Origin of the sequence: Pseudomonas sp. GM33 (assembly GCF_000282295.1) — a bacterium.
GTDB lineage: Bacteria > Pseudomonadota > Gammaproteobacteria > Pseudomonadales > Pseudomonadaceae > Aquipseudomonas > Aquipseudomonas laurylsulfatiphila.
Genome location: NZ_AKJO01000083.1, coordinates 1 through 19,703, shown reverse-complemented (window position 1 = coordinate 19,703; position 19,703 = coordinate 1). Strand labels below are relative to the sequence as shown.

General features: G+C 59.3%; 22 protein-coding genes and 1 pseudogene. 7 read left to right on the top strand and 16 right to left on the bottom strand.

All coding sequences use genetic code 11. The features are described from left to right. From PMI26_RS15420 to PMI26_RS15435, 5 genes and pseudogenes are all read left to right on the top strand, one after another. Positions 1-888 (top strand): LysR family transcriptional regulator (locus PMI26_RS15420; protein ID WP_238540813.1); only part of this gene is annotated, 888 nt, incomplete at its 5' end. A gap of 89 nt (positions 889-977) precedes the next feature. Then, positions 978-1,284 (top strand): annotated as a pseudogene (locus PMI26_RS0129615) (type II toxin-antitoxin system RelE/ParE family toxin). Next, positions 1,281-1,568, top strand: coding sequence for an addiction module antidote protein (locus PMI26_RS15425; protein ID WP_007974639.1), 288 nt, complete (start codon positions 1,281-1,283; stop codon positions 1,566-1,568). The pseudogene PMI26_RS0129615 and the gene PMI26_RS15425 overlap by 4 nt, the downstream one beginning before the upstream one ends. A gap of 190 nt (positions 1,569-1,758) precedes the next feature. Then, positions 1,759-2,202 carry a DUF2846 domain-containing protein gene (locus PMI26_RS15430; protein ID WP_007974637.1) on the top strand — a complete coding sequence of 148 codons (444 nt, stop codon included), beginning with the start codon at positions 1,759-1,761 and terminating at the stop codon, positions 2,200-2,202. Between the two features lie 459 nt (positions 2,203-2,661). Further along, the gene (locus PMI26_RS15435; RefSeq protein WP_007974635.1) at positions 2,662-2,928 is read left to right on the top strand and encodes a DUF6124 family protein; all 267 of its coding nucleotides are present in this window, start codon (positions 2,662-2,664) and stop codon (positions 2,926-2,928) included. Between the two features lie 158 nt (positions 2,929-3,086). Here the strand turns inward: PMI26_RS15435 and PMI26_RS15440 are convergent, their stop codons facing one another. Together PMI26_RS15440 and PMI26_RS15445 are read right to left on the bottom strand one after the other, a co-directional pair. Then, on the bottom strand, positions 3,087-3,341 hold the full coding sequence (locus PMI26_RS15440; RefSeq protein ID WP_007974632.1) for a hypothetical protein: 255 nt from the start codon (positions 3,339-3,341) through the stop codon (positions 3,087-3,089). A 69-nt stretch (positions 3,342-3,410) separates the two neighbouring features. Next, a complete protein-coding gene (locus tag PMI26_RS15445) occupies positions 3,411-3,758 on the bottom strand; it encodes a DUF6124 family protein (RefSeq protein WP_007974631.1) in 348 nt (115 codons plus the stop codon). A 459-nt stretch (positions 3,759-4,217) separates the two neighbouring features. Here PMI26_RS15445 and PMI26_RS15450 point away from each other — a divergent pair, with 459 nt between their 5' ends. Then, entirely contained in the window at positions 4,218-4,814 is a 597-nt protein-coding gene (locus tag PMI26_RS15450; protein ID WP_007974629.1) for a helix-turn-helix transcriptional regulator, read from the top strand. After that, a complete protein-coding gene (locus PMI26_RS15455) occupies positions 4,807-5,679 on the top strand; it encodes a queuosine precursor transporter (RefSeq protein ID WP_007974627.1) in 873 nt (290 codons plus the stop codon). Before PMI26_RS15450 ends, PMI26_RS15455 begins: the two co-directional genes overlap by 8 nt. Before the next feature lie 41 nt (positions 5,680-5,720). Here PMI26_RS15455 and queC read toward each other — a convergent pair whose 3' ends face one another. From queC to PMI26_RS15520, 14 genes are all read right to left on the bottom strand, one after another. Then, positions 5,721-6,419, bottom strand: a complete 699-nt coding sequence (gene queC / locus PMI26_RS15460; RefSeq protein WP_007974625.1) for a 7-cyano-7-deazaguanine synthase QueC — start codon at positions 6,417-6,419, stop codon at positions 5,721-5,723. Positions 6,420-6,681: 262 nt separating this feature from the next. Beyond that, positions 6,682-7,908: a beta-ketoacyl-ACP synthase gene (locus PMI26_RS15465; protein ID WP_007974623.1), complete on the bottom strand. Its 1,227-nt coding sequence runs from the start codon at positions 7,906-7,908 to the stop codon at positions 6,682-6,684. After that, a complete protein-coding gene (gene fabG, locus PMI26_RS15470; protein WP_007974621.1) occupies positions 7,908-8,636 on the bottom strand; it encodes a 3-oxoacyl-ACP reductase FabG in 729 nt (242 codons plus the stop codon). Before fabG ends, PMI26_RS15465 begins: the two co-directional genes overlap by 1 nt. Then, complete coding sequence (locus PMI26_RS15475; RefSeq protein WP_007974617.1) at positions 8,633-9,094, bottom strand: hotdog family protein; 462 nt, start codon at positions 9,092-9,094, stop codon at positions 8,633-8,635. The genes fabG and PMI26_RS15475 overlap by 4 nt, the downstream gene beginning before the upstream one ends. Further along, positions 9,091-10,287, bottom strand: coding sequence for a beta-ketoacyl-[acyl-carrier-protein] synthase family protein (locus tag PMI26_RS15480; protein WP_007974615.1), 1,197 nt, complete (start codon positions 10,285-10,287; stop codon positions 9,091-9,093). Before PMI26_RS15480 ends, PMI26_RS15475 begins: the two co-directional genes overlap by 4 nt. Then, positions 10,284-10,901, bottom strand: coding sequence for a hypothetical protein (locus PMI26_RS0129610; RefSeq protein ID WP_007974613.1), 618 nt, complete (start codon positions 10,899-10,901; stop codon positions 10,284-10,286). The genes PMI26_RS15480 and PMI26_RS0129610 overlap by 4 nt, the downstream gene beginning before the upstream one ends. Next, a complete protein-coding gene (locus PMI26_RS15485; protein WP_007974611.1) occupies positions 10,901-11,626 on the bottom strand; it encodes a class I SAM-dependent methyltransferase in 726 nt (241 codons plus the stop codon). Before PMI26_RS15485 ends, PMI26_RS0129610 begins: the two co-directional genes overlap by 1 nt. Further along, the gene (locus tag PMI26_RS15490) at positions 11,623-12,870 is read right to left on the bottom strand and encodes an NAD(P)/FAD-dependent oxidoreductase (RefSeq protein ID WP_007974609.1); all 1,248 of its coding nucleotides are present in this window, start codon (positions 12,868-12,870) and stop codon (positions 11,623-11,625) included. Before PMI26_RS15490 ends, PMI26_RS15485 begins: the two co-directional genes overlap by 4 nt. Continuing rightward, positions 12,857-14,014: a hypothetical protein gene (locus tag PMI26_RS15495; RefSeq protein ID WP_007974606.1), complete on the bottom strand. Its 1,158-nt coding sequence runs from the start codon at positions 14,012-14,014 to the stop codon at positions 12,857-12,859. The genes PMI26_RS15490 and PMI26_RS15495 overlap by 14 nt, the downstream gene beginning before the upstream one ends. After that, complete coding sequence (locus PMI26_RS15500; RefSeq protein ID WP_007974604.1) at positions 14,014-16,353, bottom strand: MMPL family transporter; 2,340 nt, start codon at positions 16,351-16,353, stop codon at positions 14,014-14,016. Before PMI26_RS15500 ends, PMI26_RS15495 begins: the two co-directional genes overlap by 1 nt. Continuing rightward, a complete protein-coding gene (locus tag PMI26_RS15505; protein WP_007974602.1) occupies positions 16,337-17,041 on the bottom strand; it encodes an outer membrane lipoprotein carrier protein LolA in 705 nt (234 codons plus the stop codon). The genes PMI26_RS15500 and PMI26_RS15505 overlap by 17 nt, the downstream gene beginning before the upstream one ends. Beyond that, on the bottom strand, positions 17,038-17,463 hold the full coding sequence (locus PMI26_RS15510) for an acyl-CoA thioesterase (RefSeq protein ID WP_007974600.1): 426 nt from the start codon (positions 17,461-17,463) through the stop codon (positions 17,038-17,040). The genes PMI26_RS15505 and PMI26_RS15510 overlap by 4 nt, the downstream gene beginning before the upstream one ends. Further along, positions 17,456-19,000 carry an HAL/PAL/TAL family ammonia-lyase gene (locus PMI26_RS15515; protein ID WP_007974598.1) on the bottom strand — a complete coding sequence of 515 codons (1,545 nt, stop codon included), beginning with the start codon at positions 18,998-19,000 and terminating at the stop codon, positions 17,456-17,458. Before PMI26_RS15515 ends, PMI26_RS15510 begins: the two co-directional genes overlap by 8 nt. Beyond that, on the bottom strand, positions 18,981-19,703 hold a 723-nt coding region (locus tag PMI26_RS15520), incomplete at its 5' end, for an LpxL/LpxP family acyltransferase (protein ID WP_007974596.1). The genes PMI26_RS15515 and PMI26_RS15520, both read right to left, overlap by 20 nt.

Sequence of the window (19,703 nt, the reverse complement as noted above, 5' to 3'; positions counted from 1 at the left end):
CTGCGCTACTTCATCGCCGTCGCCGAAGAACTGCACTTCGGCCGCGCCGCACAGGTGCTGGGCATCTCCCAGCCGCCGCTGAGCCAGCAAATCCAGGCCCTGGAACAGGAAGTCGGCGCACGGCTGTTCGAGCGTACCAATCGTCGGGTCGAGCTGAGCGAGGCCGGTCGGCTGTTCCTGGAAGAGGCGCGGCTGGTGCTGGCGCAGGTCGACAAAGCGGCGGATGTCGCGCGACGGGCGCAACTGGGGGAGTTGGGTGAATTGAAGATTGGCTTCACCTCATCCGCCCCGTTCAACTCGACCATTCCCCAGGCGATTTTCTCTTTTCGCCAGCGCTTCCCGGCGGTGCACCTGAATCTGCGGGAAATGAGCAGCACCCAGGTGGCCGATGCGCTGGTGGACGAGTCGATTGAGGTCGGCATCATGCGCCCGCTCGGGCTGCCGGACTGCCTCAGCGTTGTCGAGCTGATGCGTGAGCCGCTGGTCGCGGTGCTCAGCTCCAAGCATCCGTTGGTAGAGGGGAGCGAAGAGGGTCTGTTTCTGTCAGCCCTGGCGCTTGAGCCTTTCGTGTTCTTTCCGCGCAGCTATGGCAGTGGCCTATATGCGCAGTTGCTCAGCCTGGCCCGGGATTCCGGTTTCAGCCCGCACTTCGCCCAGGAGGCCGGCGAGGCGATGACCATCATCGGGCTGGTGGCGGCGGGGCTCGGTGTGTCGGTGTTGCCGGCGTCTTATCAGCGGATGCGTATTGATGGTGTGGTCTATCGGCCGTTGCTTGATCCGGCGGCGGTGTCGGCGGTGTGGCTGGTGCAGCGCAAGGATCAGAAGTCGGCGATGGCGCGGGCATTTGTGGAGTTGTTGACGCGCAAGGTTGAGCCGTCGAAGGCGTGACTGTCTGCGATGGTTTGCTCTGACTACCGAACATCGAATGATCAGAACTCGGTATTGAGTGGGTGTAGCTCAAGCGCTACACTTCGCGCATGACGGAGATCCTTCGAAGTTCTACATTTTCAGGCTGGCTAACAAAGCTGGCCGATAGCCGCGCCAGGATGCGTATTCAGGTGCGGATTGACCGCATGGCTGACGGGCATTTTGGAGATGTCAAAGCTATCGGAGATGGATTGAGTGAAGCACGAATCGACTATGGTCCTGGGTATCGGATCTACTTCATGCAACAAGGCCGTCAGTTGATCATTCTCCTGTGTGGTGGAGAAAAAAAGCAGCCAACCTCGTGATATCAAACAAGCCAGGCTTATTGCGAAATCCTGGCAGGAGCAAAACCCATGACCGAACAATTCACTCGCTGGGACTCTGCTGAGTACCTCAAGACCGAAGAGGACATGGCTAACTATCTGGACGCTTGCATGGAGGAGGCGGGAGATGATCCAGCATTCATCGCCAAAGCTCTCGGGACTATTGCACGAGCTCGCGGCATGACTCAGGTCGCCCGTGATGCGGGACTTTCTCGAGAAAACCTCTACCGCGCATTATCGGGTGATGGGAATCCGGAGTTCGGCACCATTCTGAAAGTCATCAAGGCTTTGGGGCTCAAGTTGCATGCCAGTACGTGAGGGATTGAATCAAGTACCAAGACAATCAATCTGCGAATGGGCGCCCAAAAGGCGCCTTTTTCATTTCAGTTGGCCACACCAATTGATATTGGTGAGCGTTTTGTTCGAGTGGATTTTGAGTGATGGCTTTTGGCCTTGATCGGGTCTGCCGATAATGGTTTCTGCATTCATCAAACTATGGAGAAACAGGATGTTCAAGCAGTTAACCTTCACCGCTTTGCTGGCACTGACCGCTCTGACTGGTGGTTGTGCTTCGGTAAAAATGGCGGATGAAAGCCAGGACGCTCAGGCCAAAACATTCCAGGTTGCCCCGGATAAAGCCCATATCTACGTGTATCGCAACGAAAGCATGGGCGCTGGCGTGAAAATGCCGGTGGCGCTGAACGGCAAGCCTGTAGGCCAGACCGTCGCCAAGTCTTATCTGATGCTTTCGGTCCCGGCCGGTCAGCAGACCTTGGTATCTTCCGCAGAAAACGATTCGGTACTGAAACTCACCGCAGAAGCGGGCAAAAATTACTTTGTCTGGCAGGAAGTGAAAGTGGGTTTCATCAAGGCACGTAACAGCCTGCAAGTAGTCGACGACCAGACCGGCCGCGCCGGCGTCGCTGAAAGCAAACTGATTCAGGCTCAGTAAGCGTTCCGACAACCCCCGCACTCAGCGCGGGGGTTGATTCGCTTTGTCCGAGAGAGCACAAAAAAGCCCACCTGTACGGACCTGGAATGTCCAATCCAGCAGGACGCCTCACCACCTACTGTAGGACATTTCCGAAATCCCTCGGAGAGGCTACAGCGCCTTGCGGCGTTGCCTACAACTACCCCAGAATCCGCCGGCTTGTGCGCTTTGAGTGCCATCGCTAACTTGATTCGCGTCACTGATGGTCAGTGATCGGGTTTAGTAGCCCGTGTTCTCGCTAAGTGCATTTGCGCTCCTGATAGGCAGGTATGTCGATACCTGCCCTTGACGGTAGCTGTGCGCAGGGCGCCTTCGGGCGCGCCGGTTTGGCGAAAACCCGGTCTACTAACCTGCGTACAGCTGCCACCCTTTTGATTCGTAGCGACTCGGTGTCGGCTCCACTTTTCTGGGCACTGAATCATGACCAATAAAGCAAAAAACCGGTCGGACACTGATCCTGATACCTCACGCCAACCCAGCAAAATCTTCCTCGTCGCTCCTGAGGTCGACAACCACACTCTGCTGGAGTACGCATGTGTGTCACTGGCATCAGCCAATGCCATGGCGAGCGACTTCGCGCGGAGTCTGAACGGAGCGCAAAGCAACACCCTGCTGGGCATTCAGCAGTCGATCATGCTGGGTGAACTGGCGGTGAATCGGGTGTTGGATAACCTTGATCCGCGCTAGTAAATCACTGGTAACTGATCGTTCCCGAAAGGGGCTTGTGAGACTCTGAGAATCCTGGGCTACCAGCCATTGCAGAGCCAGACAGGGCGCGGCGATGACAAGCCGACCTGTTTGTGAGGGGCGCCGCAAGGCGCCCTTTGTCGTGTCGGGTGTACGAGCTAAGCCGAAATTTGCTTTTGCAATCGTCGCCCGATGACATCCATCAAATCACAGCCATCACGCAATGAAGTGACCAGCACCCGAGCCAGTTCGCTGTAAATGCCTTCGTCAAACGCAAGGCTTTCCAGCAGTTGAGTTGCGGTGCGAATGCGGTAGGCCGCTGTTTCGTGCAAGACGTCCAGCGGTGCTTCGGTGTCGATCACCAACGATGCAATGGTGCAGTCGATGCCGGTGATAGGCATATATCGATCCATGACAAAAAACCTCCAGTGGTAAGAACGCGAACACATTGTGCTCGCGGTTTGGCGAACTTCAGGCGATCCCTAAGGTGGGTCCAGGTTGTCTAACGCTCGGTTTACCAATAACTCGCCCAGCACCGCGAGTTGCTGTATGGCCAGCGCCACATTGCGCCGCGAACCTTCCAGTTCGCAGGCAAGATCGGTGGCCATGACATTCAGCGAAGCGAGGGTTTCGCAGGCGTGACAGAGCAAAGACTCGGTGTCGACATTCGGGACGATAGTGAACACGTGGCTGACAGGGTCGGGACGGTCCGGGTTGCGCAGTCGAGCACTGACGAGGCGTTCGGTGATCTCCGAGAGTTTGGACAGTTCCACGAAGTCAGCGGGTGGAAGGTCCGGCGATTGCGAAGGGCTGGGGGTGGTCTTTTTCATCATGGAGCTCCCTGCAGGGTTTAAGAAAAAATCAAATCAACGCTGCTCAACAGCAGTTTTTAATAGTGGATTCGGGTAGGAGTGCAGGTGGATGTATTACCAGAAAATTCAAATTAATTAATCAAAAAAATGTACATCTGTCTAATTAAATGATTCGAAATTTGTAGTATGTAGGAATCGTCTTACATTGTTTTTTTGAGTGTTGTTGTTTTTCTGTTTGTGTAAGTTTTTTCTGTGGGTTGATTCCGCTGTGGATTGTGGTGGACCTATTGTGGGCGTCTTCAGATTGGGATGTCGGAAATGTCTCGGTTGAAATATTATTTAATGTTTGTTATGCGTATTTTTATATTTGCTTTTGTACCATGCTCCGTTATGTAGGATGCTGGCCTCACAAGAAGCCCCGTAGCGGTCAAGCCCAGTGGCTACCTGATGTAATCGGAAATGTGAGTGGTAGGTTTGATGTACAAAAAAGAAAAGACGGAAAATCTGAAAAACAATATCAAATATTTAATAAAAAGCCGTGGGGAGACGCAGCTGTCGCTGTGTAATTCCAGTGGTTTGACCAGAACTACGATATACAACATTCTCGAAGGGAGGGTTGTGAACGTTCAGCAGTCGACGATTCGCAAAATTTCTAATTTTTTCGGTGTTTCATATAAAGAGATAGAAACTGTTGATTTTGAAGAAAGAGAAATAATTGAAAGTGATGTGTCTCCGGAGGGGAATATGAATCCGGCTGCTGTTCCTGTGATCAAGGAAAGCGATTTGATTCGGAGTTTGGATAAAAGAATTGGCGAGCTCTGCACGATTTGCCCGTTGACATACTATTTTGGAGCGGCTTCTAACTTAATAGGCGTTCTTCTGGAAAATGAGATTGCTGGTGTGAATGACTCGGGAGATTTGTTAATCGTAAAGAAAGGTCTGTCGATTTGCGGTAAAGAGCAGTTGGTGTACGACATTGAGACGAAGAGGCTATATATAACGACTGAATGTTGTGTTGGGTCGGATGTTGTTCGGGTTGTAGGTGAAGTCATCGAGGAAAGATTTAATGGGTAGTGAGTGTGAAAATAGTAAGTATAAGCTGTTAGGTTTTGATGCGAATAAAAATCTCGCTTTGATCATGGTTATTTCTACTGGAAAAGTCATTAGGGTTAAACTTGGTGAAGTGCTGAAGAGCGAAATTATTGATGATTTGAACAAGTCTGAAGTTAAAGATCTGTACAAAAAATATTACTCGGCTGGAGCAGCATTGACCACCTATGAGCTGCATGATCGCCACGAGCGCTCGTGGATGATTTATGTTGTTTTGAATCTTCTCCTGCTTGCCTTGTACATTTTTTCGAATATTGGTGCCACAAAGCTTATTTATTTAGAGGCGTTTGATCTGGTTGTCACTCCAGGGGTGTTTTTATTTCCGCTGACGTTTTTGATAGTCGATATGTTGAATGAGTTTTATGGGCTTCGCCTTGCAAGGAAGGCTATATTGTTTGCATTTGCAGGCAATGCCTTAATTATCGTTTTGTTGAGTGCTGTGGCGCACCTTCCAGGATTGCCAGGGTGGGAATTGGATGTTCCTTATGGTGCGGTTATAGCTCAGGTTTCGTCAGTGTTGGTGGCATCCTCTGTTTCATTTCTTTTTTCTGAGTATGTGAACTCATATCTCTTGTCTAAAATAAAAGAACTGACAAGCTCTCGGTTTTTGTTTTTGCGGGTGTTTTTTAGTACTTTTTTTGCGGTGATAATAGATAGTTTTATTTTTTGCTATATTGCATTTTATGGAGTCATGACAAATGCTGAAGTGCTTTCAATTATTTCTGTTCAAGTCTCTATAAAAATGTTTTTTGCTTTCTTTAATGTTTTGCCTGCTTATGGTGCGCGATCATTGTTTAAGCGATTTGTGGCTGAAGGGCAGGTATCGTAAAAAGGGTCATTTGTAATGGCCCTTTTTTGACGGCAGGAAAACTAGTTTAGATTCAGTTTGTGTTTTAGGCTGCTCAGTATTTCTGTTTTGTTTTCACAATAAGTGTTGAGTCCTGTTGCACGAAGGCTGCATGCGTCGCAGTCCCCGCATCCGTTTCCTTTAACGCCGTTATAGCAAGTTAGCGTGTTGACACGAATCAGGTCGAATTGCTTGTGGTGGTCAGCCAGCGCCCAGGTTTCTGCCTTGTTCAGGTACATGAGTGGAGTTTCAATGCGCAGCTTGTAATCCATGCCCAATTCAACTGCGTTGTTCAGGGTTGTGACAAAGTTATTCCGACAATCCGGATAGCCGGAGAAATCTGTTTCGCTGATACCCGTAATCACAGCCTCAGCGCCTACCTGATAGGCATAAATAGATGCCAAGGTTAAAAACAGAATATTCCTGCCTGGCACGAAGGTGTTCGGCACGCCGCCGTCGGCGCTGTTTGCGCCAGGCACTGGGATGTTGTCGCGTGTCAGGCTACTGATAGCCAGCTCACTGAGCACTGACACGTCCAACACTTTATGAGCGGCCACGCCAAGTTGCTTTGCAAGTTCTTGCGCCACTTCAATTTCCGCCCGATGGCGCTGGCCATAGTCGAACGTAATGCAGTGGATCTCGTCGTACATCGGTAGCGCATGGATCAAGCAGGTCGTTGAGTCTTGCCCGCCACTGAAAACGATAACGGCCTTTTTTGTCATGGTTCGTTCTTCCCTGGGATGCCCTGACGGGGTGTCTGGGGGCATTGACCCTACCGGGAAGCTCAAACGCTGGCTGTGGGACATTTCCGAATTCACGTACTCCGGTTTCCGGTTATGTCATTTCTTTGCGGGGAAGTGTTTGTGGCGAAGGAGCTTGCTCCCGCGGGGCCGGGCTGGCGCTCTAGTGCGCAGGGGCCCCAAAAGGGGGCTGCTTCGCAGCCCAACGGGGGCAAGCCCCCTCGCCACATTTGTAGCGTGGGGCTCAAGACCAGCGCTTGAAAATCAGCGAAGTATTCACCCCGCCAAACGCAAAGTTGTTGTTCATCACGTACCGGTTACTCATCTGCCGAAATTCGCCGCGCAGGTAGTCGAGCTTGCCGCAATGCGGGTCGACTTCGTCGAGGTTGAAGGTGTGGGCGTAGAGGTCGCGGTTCATCATTTCGATGCTGAACCAGGATTCCAGTGCACCGCAGGCGCCGAGGGTGTGGCCGAGGAAGCTCTTCTGCGAGCTGATGGGCATGTGTTCGCCGAACAGGCTGCTGGTGGCCAGGGTTTCGGCGATGTCGCCCTGTTCGGTGGCGGTGCCGTGGCCGTTGACGTAGCCGATGTCCGAAGGTGCCAGCCCAGCGTCTTCCAGGGCCAGCTCCATGGCCCGGCGCATGGTGACTTGCTCCGGACGGGTGGTGTGCTGACCGTCGGCGTTGCTGCCGAAACCGACGATCTCGGCATGGATGCGGGCGCCACGGGCCAGGGCGTGTTCCAGTTCTTCGAGCACCAGCATGCCGCCGCCTTCGCCGATCACCAGGCCGTCGCGAGCGGTGTCGTAAGGGCGCGGGCTGCGTTGTGGGGTGTCGTTTTTCAGGCTGGTGGCGTAGAGCGCATCGAAGACCATGGCTTCGGTCGGGCACAGTTCCTCGGCACCGCCGGCGAGCATCAGCGGCAGGCGGCCGAACTTGATCGCTTCGTAGGCATAGCCGATGCCCTGGCTGCCGCTGGTGCAGGCGCTGGACGTCGGAATCAGGCGGCCGGTGAGGCCGAAGAAGATGCTGATGTTCGCCGCGGTGGTGTGCGGCATCATGCGCACGTAGGAATTGGCGTTCAGGCCTTCGGCCACCGAGTTGAGCAGCATGTTGCCGAATGCCTTGATCTCGTCGGTGCTGCCGGTCGAGGAACCGCAGGCGACGCCCATGCGCCCATCCTTGATCGATTCGTCGCCCAACAGGCCGGCATCGGCCAGCGCCATCTCCGCCGCGCCCACAGCCAACCGTGAGACCCGGCCCATGCTGCGCAGTTGCTTGCGGGTCCAGTGGCTTGGCACTGTGAAGTCATCGATGGGGGCTGCCAGGCGTGTGTTGAGTTCGGTAAAACGATCCCACTCGTCCATCCGGCGGATGCCGCTGCGGTTGGCCGCGAAGTTGCCGGCGATGGTGTCCCAGTCGCTGCCCAGTGAGGTGATGCCGGCCATGCCGGTGACGACGACGCGCTTCATCAGCACAGGCCTCCGTTGACGGCCAGAACCTGCCGGGTGATGTACGAGGCTTCCGCCGACATCAGGAAATTCACCGCGCCAGCCACCTCTTCAGGGGTGCCCATGCGTTGTGCGGGGATCATTTTCATCAGTTCTTCCACCGGCACGTTTTCGTCGAGCATGGCTGTGTCGATCAGGCCGGGGGCAACACAGTTAACGGTGATTTTGCGCTTGCCCAGCTCAATCGCCAATGCCTTGGCCGCACCAATCAGCCCGGCCTTGGAAGCGCTGTAGTTGACCTGGCCACGGTTGCCGATCAGCCCCGAAACCGAGGTGATGCAGACAATCCGCCCGGCAGCGCGACGCCGGATCATCGGCATCATTACCGGGTGCAGCACGTTGTAGAACCCGTCGAGATTGGTGCGCATCACCACATCCCAATCGTCCTCGCTCAGGGCCGGAAAGGCGCCGTCGCGGGTCAGGCCGGCATTGAGCACCACGCCGTAGTAGGCGCCGTGGGTTTCCACGTCGGCTTCGAGAATTTCCTTGCAACGGGCGCGGTCGGCCACGTCGAATTGCAGGATGCGCGCACGGCGACCCAAGGCCTCGACTTCGGCCTTGACGGTTTCGGCGTCGGCCAGGCCGCTACGGCAATGCAGCACGATGTCGTGCCCGGCCCGGGCCAGGCGCAAGGCGATGGCGCGGCCGATGCCACGGCTGGAACCGGTGACCAGTACGGATTCAGTCATGACTGGACTCCTTCGGGTTCATGAAGATATTGAGCGGCCTGGGGTGGGCGGAACACGTTCAGACGGGCTGTGGCGTGGATACCGTTGCCGTTGATGTGGCACTCGAACACGCCCATGCCGTTGTCGTCCTCCAGGGAGCGAATCCCGTGGAGGGTCAACTCGGTACCGGCCGGGAAGCTTTCAACGTTGCATTCGAATTTTCGGCTGCCGAGGAGGAAGCCCAACTCCACCGCATCGCCGCGCTGACGCGCATGGCAACCGGCAAAGGCGGCAACACTTTGCGCCATCAGTTCGATGCCGACCCAGGCCGGCAGGCTGCCGTCGGGGAGGTTGAACAGGCCATCGGGCTTGACGGTCAGGCGAGTGTGAATCTGCTCTTCATCGAACGCCAGGACCTGATCGATCAGGATCATGTCGCCGGCGTGGGGCAGCAGTTCGGCGAGCGGCCAGTCAATCATGGGGCGTCTCCGATAATCAGGCTGACGTTGTTGCCACCGAAGGCAAAGGAATTGCTCATCAGGTAACGGGGTGCAATGGACGTCAGGCGAGTGGCCGGGGTCACCCATTGCAGCGGCGGCAGTTCGGGATCGGGCTGCCCGTCCCAGACGTGCGGCGGCAGGGCATGTTCGCGATTGTCGGGACTCAGGCTCAACCAGCAGAACGCCGCTTCCAGCGCACCGGCTGCACCGAGGGTGTGGCCGGTCATGGGTTTGCTCGATGAGCAGGGCACGCCGGCCGGGAACAGCGTTGCCACGGCCAGGCTTTCCATGGCGTCGTTGTGCTGGGTGGCGGTACCGTGCAGGTTCAGGTAAGCGATCTGCTCCGGTTGCAGGTTGGCGCGGCCCAAGGCTTTGCGCATGGCCTGCAGAGCGCCACGCCCCGTCGGCTCGGGGGCGGAAATGTGATGTGCATCGGAGCTGGCGCCGCTGCCGAGCAAGGCAATCGGCTGGCTGTCGCCTGCGTGTCTGGTCATCAGGAACAGCACCGCCGCTTCGCCAATGTTGATGCCGTTGCGGTTCACTGAAAACGGATTGCAACGCTGTTCCGAGACCGCTTCCAGCGCCGAGAAACCGTTGAGGGTCAGCTTGCACAGGGTATCGACACCGCCACACAGCACCGCGTCGCAGACGCCCAGGTCCAACAGGCGCTGGGCGCTCATCAAGGCCCGGGCACTGGAGGTGCAAGCCGTGGAAATGACATAGGCCGGCCCACTCAATTGCAGCCACTCGGCGAGGAAGTTTGCCGGCGCACCCAGCTCCTGTTGCTGGTAGTCGTACTCGGGCGGGAACTGCTTTTCGCGCAGGTAATGGGCCAGGCCCTGGCTGGCTTCGTCGATGCCCGAGGTACTGGTGCCGAGCACGACACCAATGCGATCGCGGCCGTAAGTCTGGATGGCGCTGTCGATGTCCGGGCGGATTTGCAGCGTGGCTTCCAGCAACAGCTGATTGTTGCGACTGTGATGGCGCGACATGTCGGCTGGAAGGGTTGCCAGGTTGCCCTGGACCGCGCCGACCGGCAGCGTGCGTTGCGGCACCCACCCGGCTTGTTCGCGCATGCCGCTGCAGTCGCCGGCAAATAGGTGGCGGGCAACCTCCTGCTTGTCGCGGCCCAGCGCGCAGACCAGCCCGAGGGCATTGAGGTAAGCCGTCATGGTGTTTCACCGCTCAGGGGCGTGACTTGATAGGTCGCACCTTTCGTAATCATCAATTCAAAATTCTGCGGTTGTGTGTAGCGGATGTCCCAGCGCTCGGGCAGGGACCGTTGTCTGCCGTGCTGCCAGGCGCCGGGATAGTTGGCCGCCAGTTCATCATCCGGCGTCAGCGCAAACAGCAGTGCTGCGAACAGTTCCCGGGCTTGCGGGTTGGGTGGCAACAGGCCGTCGGCGTGCCAGGTTTTATCGTTCAATAGCTGGCGGGCCTGGGGAATGCCCAGCAGGTCCATCATTGACCAGCGAATGCCCGCGTCTTCGCGCTGGATCACCACTACCCAGTCCAGGCGGTCGTCGGGCTTCAATAGCTGGATATGCAATTGCAGTGGCAGCGGCAGCTCCGGATTTTTCTCGGGCAATGGGGCCCGGCTGGAGCAGGCGCTTAACAGCAGGGCCATGGCAAATAGCAGAAATCGCAACACACCGACTACCCCTGTGGGAGCGAGCTTGCTCGCGATGGCGGCGATACATTCAGCATTGATATTGGCTGACCCACCGCTATCGCGAGCAAGCTCGCTCCCACAGGTTTGGTGTTTCAAGCGGTTGGCAATGGACATCACACAGTTCCTTCAAAAGGTTTGCGCGCCACCACATTGACCAGGGTTTCTTCCCGTTGGCCAAAGGGTTTTGGCTTGCACACACCCAGGTATTCGAGCAGGCCGAAATCCTTGGCGCGACTCCACCACAGGTACGGATAAGACACGTTTTGCGCGGTAAATTCGAAACCCTGTTGTCGGATCATGTGCAGGTACTGCGCTGCGCTTTTCTGCACGTGCATGGGGTGGCGGAACAACCAGCGGATCACCCAGGTATCAATGTAGGCCTCGGTGGACTCGGCGAACAGCAGATAACCGCCCGGCTTGAGCACGCGGTAGAACTCGGCCAGGGCCTGTTCCTGCTGCACCAGGTGATGGAACGTCTGGTGACAGAACAGCAGGTCGATACTGGCGTCCGCCAGCTTGAGGCTCGCGCAGTCGCTGCCGATCAGCTCCACGTCAATGCCCTGGCGCGCTGCTTCTTCGGCGCTCTGGGTGAGGCTCTGCGGGTCGGCATCGATGCCGATCAGGCGAGCGGGCGCAAAGGCCTGGCGCAGCAGCGCGAATGACTTGCCCTGACCACAGCCGGCATCCAGCAGTACCGGGTCGGCAGGCGGCGCTTCGCTGAACAGGCCGCGCAAATCGTTGACCGCCAGCCGCAGCACATAGTGTTGCCAGATCCGGCTGCGCAGGAACCACAAACCGAAACGGGTTTCTTCGACGTAGTGGTCGCTCAAGTGGTTCATGACGCAGCCCCTGCACAGAACTCCGATATCACCTTCAACCGGCGCCGGGCTTCGCTGACGAACGGGTTGCGTGGGTCCCAGGCATACCCGGCAAGGATGGAGCTGATCATTCCGCGAATTTCCGGCGAGCTGCTCTCATGGAAAATCACATCCTGGAAGGTCCCGGCGTACCAGCCTTCGACGTAGCAACGGAAGGTGTCGACGCCGCGCTTGAGCGGCTCGGCGAATTCGGTTTGCCAGTCGACGGCTTCGCCTTGCAGCTGGCGGTGCAATACCCCGGCCGCCATGCTCGCCGAACGCATGGCGATGGTCACGCCGGAGGAAAACACCGGGTCGAGGAATTCCGCGGCATTGCCCAGCAGCGCGAAGCCCGGACCGTGCAGGGTTTTGACGTTGGCCGAGTAACCGCCGATGGTGCGGGCCGGGGTGTCCCAGCGCGCGTTGGTCAACACGCCGGCCAGGCTTGGCGTCTCGCCGATAAAGCCGCGCAGGCACTCGTCCAGATTGTCGCTGCGGCCGGCGAAACGTTCCTCGGCGGCGACCACGCCGACCGAGCAGCGTCCGTTGCTGAACGGAATGGTCCAGAACCACAGGTCTCGTTGGGTCGGATGAGTGGTCACGAGGATCTTGCTGCGGTCGAAGGCCGGGTGGTCGATACGGTCTTCGATATGGGTGAACACGGCCTGGCGCACCGGGAAGTTCGACGGCGCCTCGAGGTCGAGCAAGCGCGGCAGCACGCGGCCGTAGCCACTGGCATCGAGCATGAAACCGGCCTCGATGCGGTATTCGCTGCCGTCCTCGCGGCGCACGCCGAGCTGTGGTTTTTCCGGGTCGATGTCGACGCTGACGATGGTTTCGCCATAGCGGATCTCCACGCCTTGCAGCGCGGCCTGATCGGCCAGCAGCTTGTCGAAATCGGCGCGCTGCACCTGAAATGTCGTTGATTTGCCGTGGCTGAACGTCTCGCCGAAATCGAACGCGCTGTAACGTTCGCCCCAGGCAAAGGCGGCACCGGTTTTCACCTGGAAGCCGGCCGCGTTGACGGCGTCGAGCATGCCCGCCTCTTCGACGAAATCCAGGCAATGGGCCAACAGGCTTTCACCGATGGAAAAACGTGGAAAATGCTGACGCTCGATCACCAGCACATCGTGTCCCTTGCGCTTGAGCAACGCGGCGGCGATGGCACCCGAAGGACCGGCACCGATGACCACGACCTGGCGGCATTCCATTTCAACGGTTGGCATGAGGGCTCCTTGCCGGGACAGCGGCTTTCAGGGGGATTCGGTGCATACCGCTCAGGGCTGGCAGCAGTGTAGCGATCAGGCCCATCAGCATCAGCGCAAAGTACAGCGGCGGGCTGATGAGTTGCTGTTGCAGCAACAGGTTGAGAAAGACGATCTCGCTCAAGCCGCGGATGTTCAGCAGCACACTTTCCCGCCAGCGGCTGGCGCCCTTGAACGACGCCCCGGCCCAGCCGAGGCCGAGCCAGTTGCCCAGCAGTTTGCTCAGCATCGGCAACAGCAGCAGGGCGACCAGTTGCACCCAGCCGAGGCTGTCCATCGCGCTGTGCACGTTGATCTGCACGATGCCGAACGTGAGGATCAACGGGATGGCGATGTACGTCTGCAAACGGCTCATCCAGATGGCCGGTAACGGCAGCACCAGCGGCGCTTTCAAGGCGGCCATGATCAACACATAGCCGATGCCGAAAATCAGTGCATTGAGCTTGTAGTGCTCGGCGACGACCAGCAGGGCGAAAAAACCCAGGCTGTAAAGCCACGTCTGGCGCAAGCCAAGCAGCCGCAGCAGCACCGGCAGGCAGGCGCCGGCCAGTGGCAGCAACAGGCTGCTCAGGTGCAGGCTGCCCTGGGCGAGGCCGAACACAGTCCAGCAGGCGAGGTCGATGAGGATCGCGGTTTGCACCAGACGCCGGGTGGCTGCGGGCGGGTAATCGATGTGTCGCAGGTACAGGTACAGCACCGGAATCGCGGTGATGGCGAACAACAGGCCGACGGCCAGCGAGCTGATCCAGGGTTGCGCCGGCAACAGCCAGACGGCCGTGGCCAAGCCGCAGGCAAACGGAATGCAAAAGCTCGGCAGGGCGATTTTCAGGCTCTGGCGATCGAGTTGCAGGTCGATCACATCGCTGAGGATGTAGCCCAGCAACAGGGCAAAGCTCAGGCTGTAGAGGTTCTTCAGCCAGCCCGGCGACACCAGCTGCGCACCGCTCAATTGCCATTGCGGCTCGATCCAGAAATACATCAGCAGCGGCAAACCGAGGGTTGCCAGCAACAACTGGCTGACGATGGGAATCAGACCAATATGCCGGCCGGCGCGGGTCGCCAGCGCGAACAGCGCCAGGGCCATCGCCCAGAATAGAACGATCATCACGCTGCACGCTCCGCGGCCGTGGACTCGTGAACCTGTCGACCGGCCCAGGGTGCCAGCAGGAAGCTGAAGACCAGGCCGAGGCTCACCGACAATCCGAAGTTGCTCACCGCCGGGGTGCTCGACACCGCCAGCAGACCGAACGACAACCAGGTGGTCAACGCCGCCAGCAGGGTGCCCAACAGGCTCACGGCCGCGCCGCCGACCTGTTCGCGCATCAGGATCGCGTAATCGACGCTGATCGCCGTCACCAGCAGCAGGCCGAACAGGCTGAACAGGGTCAACGGCTGCCCCAGCCAGCCGAGGCTGGCCAGGCTGCACAACGCCGCCAGCAGCGGCAGGGAGACGATGCGCAACGCACCGCCGAAACCGAACGGCAGGATCAGCACCAGCACGATCAGCACGCAGGAGGCGAGTTTCAGTTCGGCGGCACTGATTTGGGTGGCGGCGAAGACAGTGTTCAATTCACCCAGTCGATCCACCAGTGTCACGCCGGGTAGGTCCTCGCCCTGGAGCCGCAGCAGGGCCGGGTTGTTGATGCCTTGCAGGCTGACCATCGCCGCCACGCCGTCTTCGGTCGGCCCCAGCCACAGGGGCCGGTAGGGTTCTGCCAGCGGGCCACTGAGCGCTGCGTCGATGTCCACGGCCGGCAGTGCCTGTAGCTTCGTCAGCTCGGCTTGCAGCGTCTCGGCCGGTACACCGATGTCGAGCAACGGCTGCCAGAGCGCCGGCAGTCTGCTCAACGCTTCGCGCACCTGCTGCTGTGCGTTCGGCGTGCTGACCAGTTGATTGAGCGACAGATACCCCTGGAGTTTTTCCAGGCCAATCAATTGATCCAGTCGTTCGCTCAGAGCGGTCTGGCGTTCAAGCAATTGCTGCTGATTGGCGGCGCGTATCAGGAAGAACTGGCTAGTGGGTTGATAGCCGGTGATCCGTGCAATGGTCCGGGCTTCGTCGGTCAAATTTTGTGGTGCGCTGATCCACTGGCGGATGTCGTTTTTGCTGTTCAACTGCAACAGCCCGCCCACGCAAAAGGCGATCAGCAGCGCCAGCAGGACTGGCGTTTTCACCTGATTGAGCAGTGCTTCACGGCAGCCCAGCAAATGCTCGCAAACGCGCAATGGCCACTGCGCCGGACGCAGCTCCACGCCCTTGAGCAAGGCCGGCAGCAGGCCCACGGCGGACAAATAGGCGCCGAGCAAACCGGCGGCAGAGAACACGGCAATCTGGGTCAGCGCCGGGAAGGGTGTCCAGGCCAGGGCCAGGTAGCCGATACCGCTGGTGATCAGGCTCAGGGTCAACCCTGGCAGGGTCAGGCGCAGGGCCGGCCAGCTGTGCCAGGGTTTCAGGCTCCAGCTTTTGGACAGGTAGTGCAGCGGGTAGTCGACCGCCACACCGATCAGGCTCGAACCCAGTACCAGGGTCATCACGTGCATATGGCCGAACAGCGCCACGCAGGCCACCGCTCCGAAGAGCATGCCCACCAGCACCGGCACGAACGCCAGCAACACGCGCCAGCGCCGGAAGGCCAACAGCAGCAGCAACAGAATCCCCACGGTGGCACCGCCACCGACCCAGGTCATCTCCCGGGCGGCCTGCTGTTGCCCGTGGGCCGCATACAGCAAGCCGCTGGCGGCGAGCAGTTGCACCTCGTGCTGCGCAGCTTGTTCGCGGCTGTGCTCGAGCAGGTCGGCCACTTGCAGCGGCAGGTTCATGTCGAAGGCGTTGCCGGTGGTGCGCGCACGCAGCAGCACCCAGCTTTTGCCATCGGCATCGGCGACCAGGGTGCCACTGCCGATGTCCAGTTGCACCGAACCGCGTTGCGGCTGGCTGTTCTGGATGCGCCCGGTCAGGCCCAGCCAGTCATCCTGGCTCGGCACCAGGCTGTAACCGTTGAACGGGTCGAACAAGGCTTGCACGCGTTGCTGGATAAAGGTGTCGGGGTGCTCGATCAGCAGCTGTCGGTCCACCGCCGAGAGCATCGCCAGGCGACCTTGCAGCAATTGCGTGCGCAGCGCCGGCAAGTCGGCCTGCAGGGTCCACTGGACCTTTTCGAACAGTCCGCTGGCCTGCCATTGCTCGCCGAGGGTTTGCGCCATGGCGACAGCTTGCTGGCGATCGGCGTGGCCGACCAGCACCAGCATTTCGCGGTTCAGCGGTTCTTGCATGCGTTGTTCGGCGCGCAGTTCCAGGGCGTCGGGCGCCGTGCCGGGCACCAGTTCCATCAGGTTTGCCGACAGTGGTGCGCCGTCACGCCATTGCCAACCCGCGAGCGCCAGTACTGCCAGCAGCAGGATCAGAAACAGCCGTGGCAGTAACCGTTCACTCGGCAAAGTCATGTTGCTCCGCGTCGCTCAACGGTTGGGCGCTGGTGCTGTCCTGCATGCGCAACAACGTACTGTCACCCTGGGTTTCGAGCAGTTCGATGCTCTGCACCAGTGCTGCGCCGGTAATGTTGATCTGGTTGAACACCTGCTTGAGCAGCATCGAGCGCGGCACCAGCGTGAGTTTCCAGTTCTGTGCGTCGCCGCTCAGGGACAGCTCGAAATCCCGTTGCAGGCCACTGCTGTCGCCTTGCAGCACGGCGAGGAACAAACGGTTCTGCTCGGCACCGGCGCTTTTGCCCGGCAGCATTTGCCAAACAATGCCGTCACGCCGGGCAATGCCTTTGGCGGTGATGCGATAGTCCTGTTGCAGTGGCGTTTTCAGGAGCCACAACAAGCCGTGGTTTTTCGCCAGGACGAACGTGCCCTTGCTGGTCAGCGGCTGGGACAGGGCGCGCAGGTGTTTCTCCTGGATGAAGTTGCCGTGGATCACCTCGGGTTTGGCCAGTTGCTCGCTGAGTTGTTGCAGGTCGAAGGCATGGGCCAGTCCAGGAATACCCAGTAGTACGCAGAACACTGTAGGAGCGAGCTTGCTCGCGAAAAACCTGAGAAAGCCGCGGGGTGTCAGGTGCCCGGTGTCATCGTTAGCGACCATCGCGAGCAGGCTCGCTCCTACAGGGGGGCGGGGGTGGCAGAACATCATGGCAGGGCCCTCTCGACAGCGTCGGTGAAGACCTTCGGGGAGGCCAGTTGCATCTCGCGGCTGGCGAGGTCGACGGCGACCTGTACCGTCATGGCCCGGGTCAGGCGTTCACCGGTTTGCAGATCGCTGATCAGGTAGTTGATCTTCAAACGGTTCTCCCACTCCACCAGGTTGGCGCGCACGTTGAGTTTCTGGCCGAACACCGCACCGCGCACGTAGCGCAATTGCAGGTCGATCACCGGCCACGCGTAGCCGGATTCGTTCATCGCCGTGTAGTTGTGGCCGATCGTGTCCAGCAGCGCGCAGCGGGCGACTTCCAGGTATTTGACGTAATGGCCGTGCCAGACCACGTGCATGCTGTCGACGTCAAAGAAAGGCACGACGATTTCCGTGTCGGTGTGCAGAAGTCCCTTGCTACGCATGCAGCCTCCAGTGTTGTTCGGCGATGCGCTGCAGGCACAGGCGCAACTCGCCTTCCAGCGCGCGGTCTTCGATGACCGGAGGGAAGTCCCCGGCCAAGGCTTCGTGCATGGCGGCCAGTGCGGGTGGCAGCGGTCGCGCATCTTCGGCCTGGCCGCGCAGCCAGACGCCCTGATTGGCCGCCAACAGGGTGGCGGCGGCCACTTGTTCGGTGAGTTCCAATACGCGGATCGCATCCCGGGCGGCGATGGTGCCCATGCTGACTTTGTCCTGGTTGTGGCATTCGGTGGAGCGCGAGAAGACGCTGGCCGGCATGGTGTTTTTCAGTGCTTCGGCGGTCCAGGCGCTGGTGCCGATCTGCACGGCCTTGAAGCCGTGGTTGAGCATGGCGCGGTCCGCCGTGGCGCCGGACAGGTTGCTCGGCAAGCCATGGTTGTAGCGCTCGTCCACCAGCAGCGCGAGTTGCCGGTCCAACAGGTCGGCGACATTGGCCACGAGGTTTTTCAGGCTGTCCATGGCGAACGCGATGTGCCCGCCGTAGAAGTGCCCGCCGTGCAGCACGCGCTCGGCTTCGGCGTCGATGATCGGGTTGTCGTTGGCGCTGTTGAGTTCGATCTCGATGAACGAACGCAGCCAGTTCAGGCTGTCGGCCAGCACGCCCAGCACATGGGGCGCGCAGCGCAGGGAATAGCGGTCTTGCAGACGATGCAAGGGGGCGGTCGGTGCGTCGATGGCCAGATCCTTGCGCAGCCACGCGGCGACCTGCATCTGCCCCGGATGTGGCTTGGCGGCGAACAGGCGCTCATCGAAGTGCTCCGGGTTGCCCTGCAGGGCGACCACGTTCAGCGCGGTGATGCGCGTGGCCAGTTGCAGCAGGTAATCGGCGCGGGCGAATGCCAGGCAGGCGAGGCCGGTCATTACGGCAGTGCCGTTCATCAGCGCCAAAGCTTCTTTCGGCCGCAACACCAGCGGCTGCCAGCCGAGTTCGCGGTGCACATCGGCGGATTGCCGGCGTTCGCCGCGGAACATCACTTCGCGTTCGCCGGACAGCGTGGCGGCAACGTACGAAAGCGGCGTCAGGTCACCGCTGGCGCCGACTGAACCTTCCTCCGGAATCAGCGGCAGGATGTCGTGTTCAAGGAACGCCTGCAGGCGTTCCAACAGCTCCACGCGCACCCCGGAAACACCGTGGCACAGCGACTGCAGACGCGCCGCCAATACCGCGCGGGTGGCCTGGGCGTCGAGCAGTTTGCCCAGTCCGCAGCCGTGGAAGGTATACAGATGCTGCGGCAGCGCTTCGACGTGATGCAGCGGCACCGCGATCACGCAGGAGTCGCCATAACCGGTGGTCACGCCGTAGATCACGCCTTCCTTGTCCAGCAGCGAGTCCAGAAAACGCGCGCCCTTGGCGATGCGCTCGCGGTAGGCGGGATCGCTTTGCAACTGCGTCGGCACCTTGCGGTTGGCCAGAGCCAGCACATCTTCAATGCGCAAAGGGCGTTCGCCGAAGGTTACCGGCTCAAGCGTTGGCGTCGTCATCGGTCTTCCAGAAAGGGTAAAAGTTGAACCATTGTTGGGGCGCTTCGAGGCAATAGTGACTCAGGCGCTCGGCGTAGCGGGACGCCCACTGATGAATGACCTGTTCACGGTCGCTGCGTATCCAGGTGATTGCCTCAGCGAAGGGTTCAATGGTCAGTCGGTAGTCGCCGTCGGGCTTTTTCAAGCACAGCAGCAAATTGATCGGGCATTTCAGCAGGCCGGCCAACAGCCACGGGCCTTGAGGGAATCTGGCCGGATGGCCGAGAAAATCCACGGTCACGCTGCGTCCGCCATGCAGCGGCACGCGGTCGCCGGCAATCGCCAGCCACTCGCCGCGCTCCAGGCGCTCGCTCAATTGCAGCATGATCCCCGGGTCCAGCTCGCTGACCTGAATCAGGCGCAAGTTGGTCGCCCCGGCTTCCCCCAGCAAACGGTTGAACTGTTCGGCGTGCTTGGTGTGCACCAGCACGTTCATCGTGACCTTTTCGCCGATTTCCGCCAGTGCGCGGCAGACTTCCAGATTGCCCAGGTGCGCGCCCACCAGCATCTGGCCGCGGGCAGCGCGCAACTGGTCGCGCAGCAGCGCCGGGTCGATGATTTCGATTTGCTCGATGCTCAGCCTGCCGTTCCAGACGTCGAGTTTGTCGAGCATGGAGTCGGCGAACGCCATAAACTGGCCGAATACCCGCCAATGGCTCCGGCG